Below are 16,376 nucleotides of genomic sequence, written 5' to 3'. Positions count from 1 at the left end.
CCATGACCGTGCAAGCCGACGCCAAGGTCATGAAGATACCCGGCGTCCAGCTTTCGATCTCGCTGGGCAAGGACGTCATCGTCCGGGTGCCGGGAATGGACCTCGCGTACCGTGGCAAAATCGTCGGCTTCGATCCCTACGACTACCTCATCGCCTCCATCCGTCTGCCCTCCAGCCTTCGCGAGGAGCTGGCCATGGGCGGCCAGATCATCGTCAAGTACGTCCACCAGGGAACCGTCTACGGGTTCAAGACCCTCGTCCGCAACGCCATCAGCTCTCCCACCTCCCTCCTCTTCTTCGACTACCCGACGGTCATGGAAAAAGTGCAGCTGCGCCGGGATTCCCGGACCAACTGCAACCTCGACGGAACCCTCTATTCCGACGAGGGCGAACACGACTGCCTGATCTTGAACATCAGCAGCACGGGCTGCAGAGTGTCGGTCCGCGCCAAGGCGCGTGACCGAATCGCCGCCGTGGAGGCCGGGGCCATCCTGATCCTCAGCCTGAACCTCGGCGCCGAGGGCGCCATCAAGCTGCCCATCATGGTTCGCAACGTGCAGCGCGAGCAGGGGTTGCTCACGCTGGGGTCCATGTTCCTCGACCCCAACGCCGAAGAAGAGGAACGCATCGGCAACTACCTTGAACGAATGCAGCGACTGACCCGGTAAGCGAGCGGGACAAGCATGATCAAAAAAATTTCCATAGAAGAGCTGGAACCCGGCATGGAGGTGGTCCAGGTGGCCCACGACATGTGGCAACGGCTCCCCTACCTGTACATGGAACCCGGCATCATCGAGTCCGAGGAGGAGGTGGCCCGGTTGCTGGAGCTGGGCTACAAGGAGACCTTCGTGGCCCTGGACGACGGGGAGGGGATGACCGACGAGGAGCGCCTCAACGAGCTTATCGCCGGGCGCGACCACGACCGCGAGCAGAAGCCGCGCGTGCCCTTCCACCAGGCTCTGGGCGACGCCATGGTCACCTACGAGGACGCCATGGCCCACGCCATGCACATCGTCCGAGACGCCAAGCTGGGGCGCAAGATGGACTACGCCACCTCCCTGGAGACGGCCAGCGCCATCGTCGAGTCCGCGGTGTCCAACCCGGACACCCTGGTCTGCCTGGCCAAGCTGTCCGACTTCGACGACTACACCTACACCCACTCCATCAACGTGGCCGCCATCGCCGTGGTCTTCGGCGAGTACATCGGCATGTCCCGCGAGGAGCTCATCCTGCTCGGCGTCTCCGGCATGATGCACGACCTGGGCAAGACCACGGTCCCGGCCGCGATCATCAACAAGCCGGGCCGCCTGAGCAAGGCCGAGTGCGAGGAGATCAAGCGCCACCCGGCCTACGGACGGACCATCCTGCAACGCAACGGCGACATCCCGACCCAGGTGCTGGAGGCGGTCAAGCACCACCACGAGAAATACAACGGGTCCGGCTATCCGGGCGGCCTGGTCCGCAAGGACATTCCCGCGTTCGCGCGCATCCTCTGCCTGGCGGACGTCTACGACGCCCTGACTTCGGACCGCTGCTACAAGCAGGCCATCCTGCCCAACAAGGCGCTGGGCATCATGTACGGCATGCGCGACCAGGACTTCGACCCCATGGAGGTCCAGCTGTTCATCAAGTGTCTGGGCATCTTCCCGGCGGGCAGCTTCGTCCGGCTCAACACCGGGGAGTACGCCCTGGTCTTCGAGTCCAACTCCAGCCAGCCGCTGACCCCCAAGATACGGATCGTCATGGACCAGGCAATGAACCCGATCCAGACGCGGGACGTGGACCTCATGGACCAGGAGGAACCGCCCTCGCGCATCGAGATCGTTGATTGCGCCGATCCTTCGGCCTACCGCAAGAACCTCTTGTCCTACCTGAGCGGGAACTGAGCCGTGCCCGCCGCGAAACCACGGCTCCGCAGCGCAGGAGAGCGTCGATGCTGGATATGAACATATGGCTGGGGGTGATCGTCCTGACGCTGGTGCTCTACGGGGTCCGCTGGTGGCACTCCAGCACGCGGAAGGTCCGGGTCTACCGGATTTCGCCCGAGTCCCTCAAGCGGGCCAAGGAGGTCCTGATCGCGGTGCTCCCCCTGGTGGAGGACGGCGAGAGCTTCCCCCTGGACCAGGGGCGTCTGCCTCACTCCAAGGAGGACGTCAAGAGCGCGGCCAAGATCATGGCCTACTATTTCTGGCGCAGCAAGCAGCACGACGAGCTGGCCCGGGTCAAGCAGTGCTTCGTGGCCCTGTCCCGGTTCCAGGACAACTCCACGGACATGGAGGCCCAGGAGCGCCAGGCCTCGCGCGAGCGCGCCCAGCTGGAGCGGGAACTGAGCTACTACATGACCCACTCGCCCTTCAACGCCAGGCGGGGCTGCTGACGGTTCATTCCTCTCCGACCCCGTCCCGGACCTCGGCGAACCGCTGCCGCAGCCGCGCCAGGATGTGATCGTATCCCTCCGGGGTGTGAGGGATCAGGCAGTCGGTGCAGTCCTTGACCCCGGAATCCAGAATCCGGTAGTTGCCGCCGCACTCCTCGAAAAAGTAGAGCGGGCAGTAGCAGAACAGGCAGTTGAACCGTTCCGGCCGCCGGGTCTTGTGGCAGGGAAAGTACTCGCAGTCCGTGTTGCTGAAAAAGCGGTAGCTGTTCTTCATCTCAGCGGAACTGTACCTGCTTCACCGGCGGCTCGCAATCCTCGTCCGACGGGAACTCGGCAAAGGGGAACGGCCGCCTGTTGTCGTTCAGGGTGGCGTAGCGCAGCAGCCGGTAGCCGTATTGCGAAAGCACGTTGCAGTATGCCCGGAGCGGTTCGCTCCGCTTCCTGGAGACCAGCAGGTAGCCGTACTGGAAGAGGACGGCCACCTGGACGATGAGCTTCAGGACTTCGAAAAAGATCATGCACACCAGGGTGACCAGGAACCGTTTCAGGATTTCAGTGCGGCTGACGGTGGTGGCGCGGGTTTCTGTGGCCATGGGGAACCTCCATTCTTGCATTTCGGGACCTGTAGCGTACCCCACGGTGCCCCTCCGACGCAACCTGGGGGCGCAAAAAGCTCCTTCCCTTTTCAAAACGGCCGTTTGTCCGTAGGCTGGGCTGAGAACGAAACAGCAAAAGGAGACCCATGCCCGAAAACGTGAATCTCGTCGCCTACCTCGCCGGCATAACCTTCGCGGCCCTGGCCGCCTATCTCTGGCTCCACGCCAGGGTGACTTCCTTCCGGGAAAGCCGCGTGCGACGGATAACCAAGCTGCTCAAGGACCCCGAGACCGCAGCCGCCATGCCCACCGAGGTCCTGTCCGACAGCCAGGAGCGCCAGGAACGCAACCAGATCATCAAGGGCGTCCGGTCCCGGTTCACCATCATCCGCAGGACCCTGGTCCTGTGCGTGTTCGTGGTCTGGGTCATGGCCCTGACCTTTCCCTTCATCGGCAAGCTGCCGAGCACCATGCTGTCCATCATCATCGCCGTGACCACGGCGGTGGTCGGCATCGCGGCCCGGCCCCTGGTGGAGAACATGATCTCCGGCATCGTCATCAGCTTCTCGCGCCAGCTCCGGGTGGGCGACACCCTGATGATGGACGGCCAGTACGGAACCGTCGAGGACATCTCCATCACCCACACCAAGATCAAGACCTGGGACTGGAAGCGGTACGTCATCCCCAACAGCCGGATGCTCAACAAGGAGTTCGTCAACCTGACGCTCAACGACTCCCTGCTCTGGGCCTATCTGGAATTCTCGGTCTCCTACGAGGCGGACCTGGGCGAGGTCAGCGACATCGCCACGCGCGTGGCCGCCACCAGCCAGCACCACAACGCGCAGGAGCCGCCGCAGTTCTGGGTCATGCGCATGGACAAGGAGAGCGTGACCTGCTGGGTGGCCGCCTGGGCAGACTCCCCGGCCGAGGCGTGGAACCTCAAGAGCGACATCGCCACCCGGCTCATCCGGGAGTTCCAGGAGCGGAACATTCCCACCCACATGAACAACGTCAATCTGGCCGGAGCCGCCCCGGCCTGATCTTCCCGGTCTCTTCACGCCTTCGTCACCGGGCCGTGACCCCCGGACGCCGTCCGTGGCGTACTCTGGGCCTGCCCATGGGGGCCGAGGGACCGAACGTGAGCATACTCCAGGCCAGATTCTGCCCGCACTGCGGGGCCACCACCTACCACCGCTACCTGAGCCGGCTGCGCAGCCGGTTCAACCACAGCGACGGGTGGGCGTGCGTGTCCTGCGCCAAGCGGGAACGGGAGTTGCGGCGCAAGGCCGCGGGGGACGGAACCATAAGGACGGAATTGAAGCGGCTGGGGGTGACCAACCCGTTGGGGGACGCGCCCGGCTGAGGCCTAGCGGAGATCCACGAAATAGAGGCCGGAACCGATGATGTAGTCGGTGCCGGGGATGGCTTCCACGTAGCCGATCTTGTCGAAGTCGCCCTCGCTGCCCGGCTTGGGCCAGGCGTATTCTATGTAGCCGCCGCCCTTGCGGCCCACTTCGACCAGGGCTCGGATCACGGAGAACCCAGACGCATCCTTCAGATTTATGAGGGAGCGGCCCACCAACTCGGGCTGAACGCCGTGGGCCACGCAGATGCCCTCCAGATCGTAGACGAAGAAGTACCCCTCGCCGTCGGGGAAGAAACGGGCCTTGGCCACATAGCCGCGAATGAGGCGCAGCCGCTCCTCCCGCCCTTCGACGCCCGCCACCAGTCCGCCCAGGCCCGAGGCCGCCACCTGAACGGCCAGCTGGATATCCGAGCGCACGGCCTTGGGACGGGGAGGCTTCTCGGCGGAAAACGCCGGGATTGCGGCCAACCAAACGGCCAGTATGACGCCTGTCCAACGGAGCACCGCGACCTCCTTCCTCTCAACTCGGCCTTTCTATGCCCTGCCACGAATATAGCAAAATTCGCGGCGGAACACCATGCCCGACCGCCCGCCCCTTCCCGGCCGGGAATCCCCTGCCTCGTCACCGGCGGAGGGGGCGGGAAAAACTACAACAGGAAGGTGGACTTCCTCGGGATTTTATCCCACCTTGTAGGTCAGTAAATCATATGTTCACATGAGGTCGCGCTTGCGCATGGCCCCTCAAAGGATTTGCAACCATCTTCCAAAAACGGATAATAGAGTATGAAGTTCAACAGGTTGCCTATCTTCGCCAGACTCGCCATCGGTTTCTCTCTCCTCGCGCTGCTCTTCACCGGGTTCGCCGTGTTTCAGGAACAGGCCATCGACGGCCTTTCCGACTTTCAGGAACAACAGAAAACGGCCGCCGCAGAGGTGGTTTCCCTCCTTCGCCTGGATTCGAGGCTCGAAGCCATAAACGGATTCTTCGCCCACGCGCTGATCCGCCAGGACCTGTCCGATGCCAGAAAAAAGTCGGTCGAACTCAAGGCCCGGGCCGCCGAGGACCTGAAACTGGTCGAAGGGCTGGGCAAGGAGCTGGGCATGGAGTCCAACGTGGCCGAACTCACCGCGGCCTACGGACAGCTCATGGACATGATGGACAAGGAACTCCTGCCGCTGCTGCAGAAGAGCGACGCCAGCCGGTTGCGGCTCTACTCCATGAGCCAGCGGGTGGAAAAGCAGTTCCAGATCGCCATGGACCAGACGGACGCCCTGCTTGAAGGCGTCAACGAGCGGCTGCTCTCCCGCCAGGCGTCCTTCACGACGACCCTGGAACATCTGAGCGAGACCACCACCCTGGTCACCGTTGGCTGCGTGGCCGCCGCAATCCTGCTGGCCGTGATCATCTCCCTCGGGCTTTCTCGCCCGGCGCGCAAGGCCGAGGCCTTTGCCCGCGAGATCGCCAGGGGCAATTTCGACGCCGCCCTGGACGTGCGCCAGGGAGACGAGATCGGCCGCCTCTGCGCCAGCCTGGTCTCCATCACCGGGGTGCTCAAGGACCTCTCGGCCAGACTGGCCGAGACCACCGAGGCGATCACCGTGGGCAAGCTGCGCACCAAGGCTTCGGCCGAGGGGCTGGAAGGCGAGTTCGCCGTGGTCCTGGGCCGGGGCAACGAGATCGCCGACGCGCTGATCAAGTACCTGGACACCATCCCGCTGCCGGTGATGACCGTGGACACCGAACTGAACGTCCTGTTCCTGAACGAGCAGGGCCGGACCCTGGGCGGGTTCGCGACCCACGGCGACTACGCCGCGGTCAACTGCCACGACATCTTCAGGACCTCGGATTGCCATACCGCGCAATGCGCCTGCACCCGATCCATGCGCTCCGGCGAGATGGAGACCTCCGAGACCGACGCCCATCCCCAGGGCATGGACCTGGACATCAAGTACACGGGCAAGCCCATCCTCGACGCGCGCGGCAAGGTGGTCGGCGCGGTGGAGATCGTGGTGGACCAGACCGAGATCCTGGGCATGCAGCGCAAGGTCGAGCGGCTGGCCCAGCAGGCGTCGTCCATTTCCCACACCCTGGCCGAGGCCTCCACCGACCTGGGCGCGCAGGTGGAACAGGCCAACCGGGGCACCCAGATCCAGAACGCCCGCACCGAGGAGACCGCCACGGCCATGGAGGAAATGAACGCCACGGTTTTGGAAGTCGCCAAAAACGCCAGCCGAGCCGCCGAAAACACCGGCGAGACCATGAACAAGGCCCAGGAAGGGGCCAGGGTGGTCAATCAGGTGGTCGAGGCCATCCGCGAGGTCCAGGCCCACGCCGAGCGGCTCAAGGCGGACATGACCGGCCTGGGCGACCAGGCCCACTCCATCGGGACCATCATCGAGGTCATCAGCGATATCGCGGACCAGACCAACCTGCTGGCGCTGAACGCGGCCATCGAGGCCGCCCGCGCGGGCGAGGCCGGGCGCGGCTTCGCCGTGGTCGCGGACGAGGTCCGCAAGCTGGCCGAGAAGACCATGTCCGCTACCACCGAGGTCAACAACGCGGTCGGCGCCATCCAGCAGTCGAGCCGCGTGAACATCGCCTCCACGGACACGGCGGCCAAGGCCATCGAGGCCAGCACCCGGCTGGCGGACAAGGCCCTGGTGGTCCTGGACGAGATCGTGGCCTTCTCCGACGATTCCTCCGAGCAGGTTCAGTCCATTGCCGCCGCCTCGGAGCAGCAGTCCGCCTCGGCCGAGGAAATCTCCCGCGCCACCGAGGACATCAGCCGGGTCTCCAGCGAAACCAGCAAGTCCATGAACCACGCGGCGTCCGCCGTCAACGACCTGCAACGGTTGGCCGCCGAGCTGGACGACCTGATCCAGCAGATGGTCGCCTAGCCTCACTCCCGGAACAGCAAAAAGCCCCCGTCTCCGATCGGAGACGGGGGCTTTCTGCCGGTCGGGGCCGGGGCCTACCGCTCGGCGGTGGCCAGCTTCAGGGCCAGGCCGAGGAAGACCAGTCCGGCCAGCCGATTGAGGATCACCTGGGCGCGGGCGGACCGGGCCAGCCATTGGCCCAGGGTCCCGGCCAGCAGGGCGATGGCCCCGAAGACCAGGACCGTGGCCGCGATGAACAGCCCGCCCAGGAGCAGCATCTGGACCGTGACCGAGCCGCGCGCTGGGTCCGCGAACTGCGGCAGGAAGGCCAGGAAGAAGACCGACACCTTGGGGTTGGTGACGTTCATCAGGATACCCCGCCGGTAGAGCTTCCAGCGGCTCACGGCGGGCGTCGAGCCGGGCGGCAGGGTCGAGGCCGGGGCGCGCAGCGCGCCCCACGCCAGCCAGGCGAGATAGGCCGCGCCCGCGTACTTGAGCAGCGAGAAGGCCAGGGCCGAGGTCTGGAAGATCACGGCCACCCCGAAGGCCACGGCGGAGGTGTGGACCAGCAGCCCGGTGCACAGGCCGAGCATCACCGAAAGTCCGGCGCAACGCCCGTGCAGGGCCGACTGCGAGAGCACGAACAGGTTGTCCGGCCCCGGCGCCAGCCCGAGCAGCACGCTGGCCGCGAAAAACGCGCCGGTCACCTCCGGGGTCAGCATCACTTGTCCCCCAGCCACTTGACCCACAGCTTGCGGGTGCGCGGGCCGTCGAACTCGCAGAAGTAGATCTTTTGCCAGGTGCCGAGCATCAGGTTGCCGCCCTCGACGATGACCATCTGGTCGCAGCCGAACAGGGAGGACTTGATGTGCGCGTCGGAGTTGCCCTCGGCGTGGCGGTAGTCGCCCCGGTGCGGGACCAGCTTGCGCATGTTGACCACGATGTCGCGGACCACGTCCGGGTCCGCCCCCTCGTTGACGGTCACCGCGCCCGTGGTGTGCGGGCAGTAGAGCAGCAGCGCGCCGTCGGACCAGCCGTTGGCCGAAATCATGCGTCGCACCGCGCCGGTGATGTCCGCCAGCTCTTCCCGCTCGTGGGTGCGTATCTCCAAAATCTCCATGCTGTCTCCTATTTGCGGTACATGTGCCTGAAATGCTCGTCGTAGAGCAGGGAGCGGGCCGTACCCGCGTCCGCGCGCCCCTGCCCGGGCAGGACCAGGAACACGGTCTGGCGGGTGAAGCCGGACTCGCGGGCGCTCACCGCCAAGCGGCCCAGCTCGGTCTCGACCACCTTCTCGTCCGGCCAGCCCACGCGGTAGGCCATGACCACCAGGGTGGCCGCGTCCAGTCCCCCGGCCAGCAGCTCGCGCTGCACGCCCTCGGGATCGCCCGCCGAAAGATAAATGCACATGGCCGAGCCGTGGGCCGCCAGCTTCCGCAGCGCCTCGCGTTCCGGCACTGGAGTACGGCCCTCCAGCCGGGTGAAGATCAACGTCTGGGTGACCTCGGGCACGGTGTACGACCGCCCCGCCGCTGCCGCCGCCGCAAACCCGGCGGTCACGCCCGGCACCACCGCGCACGGGACGCCCTCAGCCTCAAGCAGCGCCATCTGCTCGCGGATCGCGCCGTACAGCGCGGGGTCGCCGGTATGCACCCGGGCCACCGTGCCGCCCGCGCGCACGGTCTCCATGATCAGCGCGTGGGTCTGCTCCAGGCTCATGGACGCGGAGTCCGCCACCTTCGCGCCCTCCTTGGCCCCGGCCACCACCTCGGCGGGCACCAGGGACCCGGCGTAGAGCACCAGGTCCGCCTCGCCGATGAGCCGCCGCCCCTTGACGGTCAGCAGCTCCGGGTCGCCCGGCCCCGCGCCGATGAAACAGACCTGCGCCATCACAGCACCTTGCCCAGGAACGCGGGATTCTCGCGCAGCCCGCTGACCGCGATCAGGGCGCACGCCTCGGCGTCCGAGGCCGCGTTGTGGTGGTTCAGCTCTATGCCCAAGTGCGCGCACACGGCGGGCAGCTTGTTGGAAGGCAGGGCCCAGGTCTTCTTGGACAGCTGCACCGTGCACAAAAACGGCTGGACCGGCGCGTCCCAGCCGGACTCGCGGCAGCAGGTGTGCAGCACCGACTTGTCGAAGGCCGCGTTGTGGGCCACGATGAAATCCGCGTCCCGGAACCACAACTGCAATTCCGGCCACAGGTCGCCGAAACTCGGCTCGCCACACACGTCCGCCCAGTGGATGCCGTGCACCTGCACGCAAAACGGGTTGAACTTCGACCGGGGCGGGCGGATCAAGCGGTAGTCGCGGGCCACGATCTCGCCGCCCTCGACCACCACAATGCCCACCGCGCACGCCGAATCCCGCTTGGGGTCCGCCGTCTCGAAATCAATGGCCACAAACCGAACGTCATTTACATCAGGCATGAAGAGCGCCTCCGGCGCCGGGGAAGGGGAGGAAAAACCCTTTGAAAAGAGTTCTTTCCTCCCCTTCCCCCGGACCCCCATCCCCTCCTTTTCCCAAACTTTTTGGTGCCGCTTCGCGGGTCGGGTCGCGGGGATGGATCTGTCTTATCGGGTTAATTCAAAATATCGTTTTCGGATCTCCCCCCCGCTCCCGCACGCCCCTGCCGAAGGCACACAAAAAGTTTTGAAGGGGAGTCCAGAGGGGAAACTTTTTCAAAAGTTTCCCCTCTGGCCGCCGGAGGCATCTCTAAAAGCCTTCTTCCAGAGGCGGCCAGACCAGGGCTTGGGTTTCGACGTCCACGTCGGCCATGGGTTGGATGGCGAGGTTCCGGGTGGACGGTTTGAGGTGCACGAACCGGCCGTCCACGGTGAGCCGATCCTCGGCCAGCCATTGCAGGGCCTGGGGCAGGACGCGGTGTTCGAGCCGCAGGATGCGCGAGCCGAGCCTGTCGCCGCCCTCGCCCGGTTGGCACGGCACGGCGGCCTGGATGATGACCGCGCCGTGGTCCATCTTCTCGTCCACGAAATGCACGGTGCAGCCGGCGATCTTGACCCCGTAGTCCGCGGCGTCGGACTGGCCGCGCACGCCGGGAAAGCTCGGCAGCAGGGCCGGGTGGATGTTCACGACCCGCCCCTTGAATGCGTTGAGGAACACCGGGGTGACCATGCGCATGAATCCGGCCATGGCCACGACGCCCTGCGGGGTCACGCCGGACTCCCGGATGGCTTGGACCATGGCCTCGTCGAACGATTCGCGCGAGTCGAACTCGGTGTGCAGCAGCACGCGGGTCGGGATGTGATGGTTTTTGGCCCGGGTCAGGCCCAAGGCGTCGGCCTTGTTGGACACCACCACCTTGATCTCGGCGTCGAGCATGCCCGCTTCGATGCGGTCGATGATGGCTTGCAGATTGGACCCGCCCCCGGATACGAGGACGGCAATGGGCATTGGCATGGACGCTCCCTTGAACGATTGGCGGGACGCGGAATCGCCCCGCCCCAGAACTTGGCTTAAAGCGGCCGTTTTTTCAAGGACAGCGTAACGGGAATTTGGCACCGGCCGGTGGCCCTGCGCGGCGAAACATGATAGAGGTAAGCATTGTCGAACAAACTCAATGAATTGTCACGGCGGCCGCGATCGGCTTCCGGTCAACGCAAGGAGAACGCCCATGCCGGGAAAATACGAACGCAAACCCACCACGGACGGCCAGTGGATGTTCAACCTTCTGGCCACCAACGGCCAGATCATCCTGACCAGCGAGCGATATACGACCAAGGACGCCTGCACCAACGGCATTGCGAGCGTGCAGACCAACTCCCCGCTCGACGAGCGCTACGAGCGCCGCCAATCCAAGGCCGGGGAGCCCTATTTCGTGCTCAAGGCCGCCAACCACCAGATCATCGGCGTGAGCGAGATGTACTCCTCCGCACAGGCCATGGAAAAGGGCATCGAATCGGTCAAGGCCAACGGCCCGACCACGACCATCATCGACATCCTGCCATAAAAACGGCCCGGACCGCAGAGAGCGGGCCGGGCCTTTTCTTGCGTCTGTCGGCGAGGGTTATTCGCCGGTGGCGTCCTTGATCAGCGCGTCCACCAGGCCGGGGATGGTGTAATCCTCGGGTTCCAGGGCCGGGGTGAAGCCGAACCGCTTGACGGTCTCGGAGGTCACCGGGCCGATGGAGGCGATCTTGACGTCCGGGTAATTCTTGAAAACGTCCGCCGGGACGAGCTCGAAGAAGTTCTCCACCGTGGACGAGGAAGTGAAGGTCACGTACCGGATCTTGCCCGCGCCCAGGGCGGTCATGATCTCGTCGCCGTCGGCCTGGACCAGCCGGGTCTCGTAGACCGGCAGGACCGTGACGTTGCACCCCGCCTCCTTGAGCTCGCGGGGCAGGACCTCGCGGGCGACCTTGGCGCGGGGAATGAGCACGTCCGAGCCCTGGATGCCGCGCTTGAGCAGCCCTTCGACCACGTGTTCGGCCACGTATTTCTCGGGGATGAAGTCCGGCTCGATGCCGCGTGCGCGCAGCTCGTCGGCGGTGGCCGGTCCGATGGCCGCGATCTGCATGCCGCCGAAGATGCGGGCGTCCAGGCCGATCTCGCGCAGCTGTTCCCAGAAGAACTTCACGCCGTTGACCGAGGTGAACACCACCCACTGGTAGCGGGCGAGCTGCAGGATGGCGGTCTCGACCTCGTTGTAGTCGGCAAGCGGCTCCACGGAGATGGTCGGGAACTCGTGCACGCACGCGCCGTGGGAGCGCAGCACGTTGACCAGGCCGGAGGCCTGTTCGCGGGCGCGGGTGACGACCACGCCCTGGCCGAGCAGCGGTTTCTTCTCGAACCAGCCGAGCTTGTCGTGCAGCGAGCAGACGCCGCCCACGATGATGATGGACGGGGCCTTCCAGTTGCGCGCCTGGGCCTCTTCGGCCACGTGTTCCAGGTCGGACACGAAGGAGGTCTGGTTGCAGCGGGTGCCCCAGCGCACGAGGGCCACCGGGGTGTCGGCGGGCCGCCCGTTTTCCATGAGATTTTGCGCGATCATGGGCAGGTTGCCCACGCCCATGTAGAAGACCAGGGTGGAGTTGGACCGACCGTAGACTTCCCAGTTGTTGCCGGACTCGGCCTTGGTCGGGTCCTCGTGGCCGGTGATGAAGCAGACCGAGGTGGTGAAATCGCGGTGGGTGACCGGGATGCCCGCGTAGGCGGCGGCAGCCACGCCCGCGGTGATGCCGGGCACGACCTCGAAGTCGATGCCCGCCTCGACCAGCTCCTCGCCCTCCTCGCCCCCGCGCCCGAAGACGTACGGATCGCCGCCCTTGAGGCGGCAGACGACGAGGCCGGACCTGGCCTTCTCCACGATCAGGTCGTTGATCTTGTCCTGGGGCAGGGTGTGGTCCCCGCCCTTCTTGCCCACGTACAGGATCTCACAATCCGGCTTGCACCACTTCAGGAAGTCGGCGTTGGCCAGGTAGTCGTAGATCATGATGTCGCAGGTCTCGATGATCTCCTTGGCGCGCAGGGTCAGCATGCCCGGATCGCCCGGACCGGCTCCGACGAGGAATACGTTTGCCATCTGTTTCTCCGATTATGCGCGGTCACCCCAGTGCCGCGATTACTTCCTTATAGGGTGCCGTCCCTTCCCCGTGGATCGTCTCAAAGCGATCCACCCCTCGGGAAACGACGAACAGCTCGTAGTTGAGCCAAGCGATATACTGCAAAATCTGATTGTGCAAGGAGGCAAGGTTGGGGTTGTTCCAGATCGGCTCATGATGGAACACCCTGTTGCGCAACTTACGGATAGTATCCAAATCCCCAACAACCGATGACCGTCTAATTGACCGCCGCTTTCCGGGAAACGCCGATTTCATGATTTTGGGAACCAAAGAGTCATGGTATCGTTTGTGGAGCAGGGAAACCCAAAAACCGAATCCCAATTCGGCTATGAACTTACCCGCCAGTTTTCTCTTGTTCCGGGGGATCGTTCGCTCCGCCCTGCGGATGCTTTCCAGCTCCCCGGCCTTGAGCAATCCATCCTCGAAAAACCAAAACTCGGTTCCATAGGAAGTCGAAAGCGCGCTATGGATTGCGTTTCGCAAAGCGATCTCAAGGTTCTGAAGGCCCGGATACAGAGATTCGCACAACCTGATGTTCCAGATATAACGCAGCAGCCAGTCGAATTCGCTCTCGTCGGGATTGGAGCGGCGGGGGAGCCGATAGGGCATGAGCCGCTCGACAGACAGGCTTTTCACAAGCTCTTCGAGGTTACTTTGTCCGTCCTGGCCAGCCATATCGTGGTTGCTTGCTTTTTTTACGAACCGTGTTTATATCTATCTTGCCGTCCTTGAGAGAAACCCCTCCCGAGCCAGACTCGGTGATGTCCTCAAGGTTCAATGCGAAGCCCCTCTCTTGAGGGGCTTCGTTTTTTCTTCTACCCCATGACGGACTCAAGGCGCGCCTTGAGCTGGGTGAGTTTGGTTTTTTCTTCTTCCATTTCGGCGAGCTTGGTCTTTTCGCCTTCCACGACCTCGGCGGGGGCGTTGTTCACGAAGCCGGGGTTCTTGAGCTTGCCGGCCACGCCCTTCATGGTCTTTTCGAGCTTGGCCAGGTTCTTGTCCAGCCGGGCCAGCTCGGCCTCGAAGTCCACCACGCCCTCAAGCGGCACGGACAGTTCGTTGCCCCGCACCACGGCCGCGCCGGACGCCTTGGGGCCCTTGGCGTCGGGGCCCACGGTGATGTTCTCGATGCGCGCCAGGGACTGGATCAGCCCGAGGTTCGCCGTGAGGACCGCCTTGTCGTCGTCGTTGACCGTGCGGATGAGCAGGTCGAGCTTCTTGGCCGGTTCGATGAGCAGTTCGGTGCGGATGTTGCGGGTGCCGGAGACCACGCCCATGAACAGGTCCATCTCGTCCACGGCCTTGGGGTCCAGGCAGGAGGGCCGCTTTTCCGGGGCCGGCAGGGTGGCGATGTCCTCGCTGCGGTCGTCGCCGGCGGGGCGGGGCAGGACGTTCCAGATCTCCTGGGTGATGAACGGGGTCACCGGGTGGAGCAGGACCATGGTCTCGGAGAGTACGGTCCACAGGACCTTCTGCGTGGCCGCCTTGGCCTTTTCGTCCTCGCCGTACAGGGCGGGCTTGATCATCTCCAGGTACCAGTCGCAGAACTCGGACCAGATGAACTTGTACAGGGTCTGGGCGATCTCGTTGAACCGGTATTCCACAGTGGCCTCGGCCACGGCCGCCTTGACCTCCTCCAGACGATGGAGAATCCAGCGGTTGGCCAGCCCGTCGGCCTCGGACAACTCCACCGCCGGAATCTCGTCCGGCAGGTTCATCATGGCGAACCGGGTGGCGTTCCAGATCTTGTTCATGAAGTGCTTGTAGCCCTCGATGCGCTGCTCGGAGAGCTTGATGTCCCTCCCCATGGCCGCGAAGCTCGTCAGGGTGAAGCGCAGGGCGTCGGCGCCGTACTTCCCGATCATGTCCAGGGGGTCGATGACGTTGCCCGTGGACTTGCTCATCTTCTTGCCCTGCTCGTCGCGGACCAGGGCGTGGATGTAGACGTGCTTGAACGGGACCTGCTCCATGAACTGGAGGCCCATCATCATCATGCGCGCCACCCAGAAGAACAGGATGTCGAACCCGGTGACCAGGCAGGAGGTCGGGTAGTAGCGGGCCAGTTCACGGGTGTCGTCCGGCCAGCCCAGGGTCGAGAACGGCCACAGGGCCGAGGAGAACCATGTGTCCAAAACGTCCTCGTCCTGAACGAGCTTGGAGGAGCCGCACTTGGTGCAGACGGTCGGGTCGTCGATGGAAACGATCAGCTCGCCGCACTCCTCGCAGGTCCAGGCCGGGATGCGGTGGCCCCACCAGATCTGGCGGGAGATGCACCAGTCGCGGATCTCGTCCAGCCACTGGTAGTAGGTCTTGGTCCAGTGCTCGGGGAAGATCTGGGTCTCGGCGGGCACGGCGGCGCGCGCCTTCTCGGCCAGCGGCTTCATGGACACGAACCACTGGGTGGAGACGTGCGGCTCGATGGTCGACTTGCAGCGGTAGCAGACGCCGACCGAGTGATCGTGGTCCACGATCTCCTTGAGCAGCCCTTCGGACTCCAGTTCGTCCAGCACCATCTTGCGGGCGTCGGTCACGGACAGGCCACGGTATTTCTCGGGCGCGTTCTCGTTGACGAATCCCTGCTCGTCCAGGATGGAGATGACCTCAAGGTTGTGCTTGCGGCCCAGCTCCCAGTCGTTCATGTCGTGGGCCGGAGTGACCTTGAGGCAGCCGGTGCCGAACTCGATGTCCACGTAGCTGTCGCCGATGATCGGCAGCTCGCGGCCCACCAGGGGCAGGATGGCGGTCTTGCCGATATACTTGTTGAACCGGTCGTCGTCCGGGTTCACGGCGATGGCCGTGTCGGCCAGCATGGTCTCGGGCCGGGTGGTGGCCACGATCAGATGGCCGGTCCCGTCCGCCAGGGGGTACTTGATGTGGTGGAGCTTGCCGGGCTTGGCCTCGTGCTCGACCTCGTCGTCGGCCAGGGCGGTGTGGCAGCGGTTGCACCAGTTGATGATGTAGTCGCCCTTGTAGATCAGCCCCTGCTCGAAGAGCTTGACGAAGACCTGGCGCACGGCCTTGGCGCGCTGGTCGTCGAAGGTGAAACATTCGCGGGTCCAGTCGACGGACGCGCCCATGCGGCGGATCTGGCTCAGGATGTGATCGCCCTTCTCCTTCTTCCATTCCCAGACGCGCTCAATGAACTTCTCGCGGCCCAGGTCGTCGCGGGTCAGCCCCTCGCCCTTGAGCTGGCGCTCGACCACGTTCTGGGTGGCGATGCCCGCGTGGTCGGTGCCGGGGACCCACAGGACGTTCCTGCCCTGCTGCCGGTTGAAGCGGCAGAGGATGTCCTGGAGGGTCAGGTTCAGGGCGTGGCCCATGTGCAGGACGCCGGTGACGTTGGGCGGGGGAATGACGATGGAGTAGGACTCGCCCGGACCGTCGGGATCGGGGCTGAAGGTCCTGCTCGCTTCCCAGTGGCTCTCCCACTTCTCCTCGACATCCCACGGTTCGTAGGCTTTGGCTAACTCTTTCCGGGCCATGCGGTTCCTTCCTTTATGCTGCGTGCGCCGGTATCCCGTGACCGACGGCTTGAAATTTCGTATGGTTACGCTTGCGCAAGTGGCTGCGCCTTTGATAGC

The 16,376-nt window shown here is 64.6% G+C and carries 18 protein-coding genes; 7 read left to right on the top strand and 11 right to left on the bottom strand.

All coding sequences use genetic code 11. The annotated features are described in order from the left end of the window. Positions 1 to 2: 2 nt before the first annotated feature. The 3 genes from AWY79_RS04885 to AWY79_RS04875 are packed head-to-tail and all read left to right on the top strand — an operon-like array spanning position 3 to position 2,377. Complete coding sequence (locus tag AWY79_RS04885; protein WP_099093231.1) at positions 3 to 668, top strand: flagellar brake protein; 666 nt, start codon at positions 3 to 5, stop codon at positions 666 to 668. Positions 669 to 683: 15 nt separating this feature from the next. Further along, a complete protein-coding gene (locus tag AWY79_RS04880) occupies positions 684 to 1,886 on the top strand; it encodes an HD-GYP domain-containing protein (protein WP_066801064.1) in 1,203 nt (400 codons plus the stop codon). Positions 1,887 to 1,933: 47 nt separating this feature from the next. Next, on the top strand, positions 1,934 to 2,377 hold the full coding sequence (locus tag AWY79_RS04875; RefSeq protein ID WP_066801061.1) for a hypothetical protein: 444 nt from the start codon (positions 1,934 to 1,936) through the stop codon (positions 2,375 to 2,377). A gap of 4 nt (positions 2,378 to 2,381) precedes the next feature. Here AWY79_RS04875 and AWY79_RS04870 read toward each other — a convergent pair whose 3' ends face one another. Both AWY79_RS04870 and AWY79_RS04865 read right to left on the bottom strand, forming a co-directional pair. After that, positions 2,382 to 2,651 carry a cysteine-rich small domain-containing protein gene (locus tag AWY79_RS04870; RefSeq protein ID WP_066801058.1) on the bottom strand — a complete coding sequence of 90 codons (270 nt, stop codon included), beginning with the start codon at positions 2,649 to 2,651 and terminating at the stop codon, positions 2,382 to 2,384. Position 2,652: 1 nt separating this feature from the next. Continuing rightward, on the bottom strand, positions 2,653 to 2,970 hold the full coding sequence (locus AWY79_RS04865) for a DUF4389 domain-containing protein (RefSeq protein WP_066801055.1): 318 nt from the start codon (positions 2,968 to 2,970) through the stop codon (positions 2,653 to 2,655). 149 nt (positions 2,971 to 3,119) lie between these two features. On the opposite strand from AWY79_RS04865, the gene AWY79_RS04860 reads away from it, so the two are divergent. Together AWY79_RS04860 and AWY79_RS04855 are read left to right on the top strand one after the other, a co-directional pair. Next, entirely contained in the window at positions 3,120 to 4,013 is an 894-nt protein-coding gene (locus AWY79_RS04860) for a mechanosensitive ion channel family protein (RefSeq protein ID WP_066801053.1), read from the top strand. A gap of 98 nt (positions 4,014 to 4,111) precedes the next feature. Beyond that, entirely contained in the window at positions 4,112 to 4,336 is a 225-nt protein-coding gene (locus tag AWY79_RS04855; RefSeq protein ID WP_133987236.1) for a hypothetical protein, read from the top strand. A gap of 3 nt (positions 4,337 to 4,339) precedes the next feature. Here the strand turns inward: AWY79_RS04855 and AWY79_RS04850 are convergent, their stop codons facing one another. Continuing rightward, positions 4,340 to 4,843, bottom strand: coding sequence for a cache domain-containing protein (locus AWY79_RS04850; RefSeq protein ID WP_066801047.1), 504 nt, complete (start codon positions 4,841 to 4,843; stop codon positions 4,340 to 4,342). A gap of 279 nt (positions 4,844 to 5,122) precedes the next feature. Between AWY79_RS04850 and AWY79_RS04845 the strand changes: the two genes are divergently transcribed. After that, positions 5,123 to 7,237 carry a methyl-accepting chemotaxis protein gene (locus tag AWY79_RS04845; protein ID WP_066801044.1) on the top strand — a complete coding sequence of 705 codons (2,115 nt, stop codon included), beginning with the start codon at positions 5,123 to 5,125 and terminating at the stop codon, positions 7,235 to 7,237. Positions 7,238 to 7,311: 74 nt separating this feature from the next. Here AWY79_RS04845 and AWY79_RS04840 read toward each other — a convergent pair whose 3' ends face one another. The 5 genes from AWY79_RS04840 to purN form a co-directional block, all read right to left on the bottom strand. Continuing rightward, positions 7,312 to 7,938: a LysE family translocator gene (locus tag AWY79_RS04840; RefSeq protein ID WP_066801042.1), complete on the bottom strand. Its 627-nt coding sequence runs from the start codon at positions 7,936 to 7,938 to the stop codon at positions 7,312 to 7,314. Then, the gene (locus tag AWY79_RS04835) at positions 7,938 to 8,336 is read right to left on the bottom strand and encodes a secondary thiamine-phosphate synthase enzyme YjbQ (RefSeq protein ID WP_066801039.1); all 399 of its coding nucleotides are present in this window, start codon (positions 8,334 to 8,336) and stop codon (positions 7,938 to 7,940) included. Before AWY79_RS04835 ends, AWY79_RS04840 begins: the two co-directional genes overlap by 1 nt. A gap of 8 nt (positions 8,337 to 8,344) precedes the next feature. Continuing rightward, on the bottom strand, positions 8,345 to 9,106 hold the full coding sequence (gene cobM, locus AWY79_RS04830) for a precorrin-4 C(11)-methyltransferase (RefSeq protein WP_066801035.1): 762 nt from the start codon (positions 9,104 to 9,106) through the stop codon (positions 8,345 to 8,347). After that, a complete protein-coding gene (locus AWY79_RS04825; protein WP_066806996.1) occupies positions 9,106 to 9,642 on the bottom strand; it encodes a 3'-5' exonuclease in 537 nt (178 codons plus the stop codon). Before AWY79_RS04825 ends, cobM begins: the two co-directional genes overlap by 1 nt. Before the next feature lie 286 nt (positions 9,643 to 9,928). Beyond that, a complete protein-coding gene (gene purN / locus AWY79_RS04820) occupies positions 9,929 to 10,633 on the bottom strand; it encodes a phosphoribosylglycinamide formyltransferase (protein WP_066801032.1) in 705 nt (234 codons plus the stop codon). Positions 10,634 to 10,847: 214 nt separating this feature from the next. Between purN and AWY79_RS04815 the strand changes: the two genes are divergently transcribed. Further along, entirely contained in the window at positions 10,848 to 11,183 is a 336-nt protein-coding gene (locus AWY79_RS04815) for a YegP family protein (RefSeq protein ID WP_066801030.1), read from the top strand. A gap of 57 nt (positions 11,184 to 11,240) precedes the next feature. Here the strand turns inward: AWY79_RS04815 and cobA are convergent, their stop codons facing one another. From cobA to AWY79_RS04800, 3 genes are all read right to left on the bottom strand, one after another. After that, on the bottom strand, positions 11,241 to 12,755 hold the full coding sequence (gene cobA, locus AWY79_RS04810; RefSeq protein WP_066801027.1) for a uroporphyrinogen-III C-methyltransferase: 1,515 nt from the start codon (positions 12,753 to 12,755) through the stop codon (positions 11,241 to 11,243). 22 nt (positions 12,756 to 12,777) lie between these two features. After that, positions 12,778 to 13,470 carry an Abi family protein gene (locus tag AWY79_RS04805; RefSeq protein ID WP_066801024.1) on the bottom strand — a complete coding sequence of 231 codons (693 nt, stop codon included), beginning with the start codon at positions 13,468 to 13,470 and terminating at the stop codon, positions 12,778 to 12,780. 140 nt (positions 13,471 to 13,610) lie between these two features. Then, complete coding sequence (locus tag AWY79_RS04800; RefSeq protein WP_066801021.1) at positions 13,611 to 16,277, bottom strand: valine--tRNA ligase; 2,667 nt, start codon at positions 16,275 to 16,277, stop codon at positions 13,611 to 13,613. Between the last annotated feature and the right edge of the window lie 99 nt (positions 16,278 to 16,376).

This window comes from Pseudodesulfovibrio indicus, assembly GCF_001563225.1.
GTDB classification, from domain to species: Bacteria; Desulfobacterota; Desulfovibrionia; order Desulfovibrionales; family Desulfovibrionaceae; genus Pseudodesulfovibrio; species Pseudodesulfovibrio indicus.
This window is presented reverse-complemented; position numbering and strand designations above follow the sequence as displayed.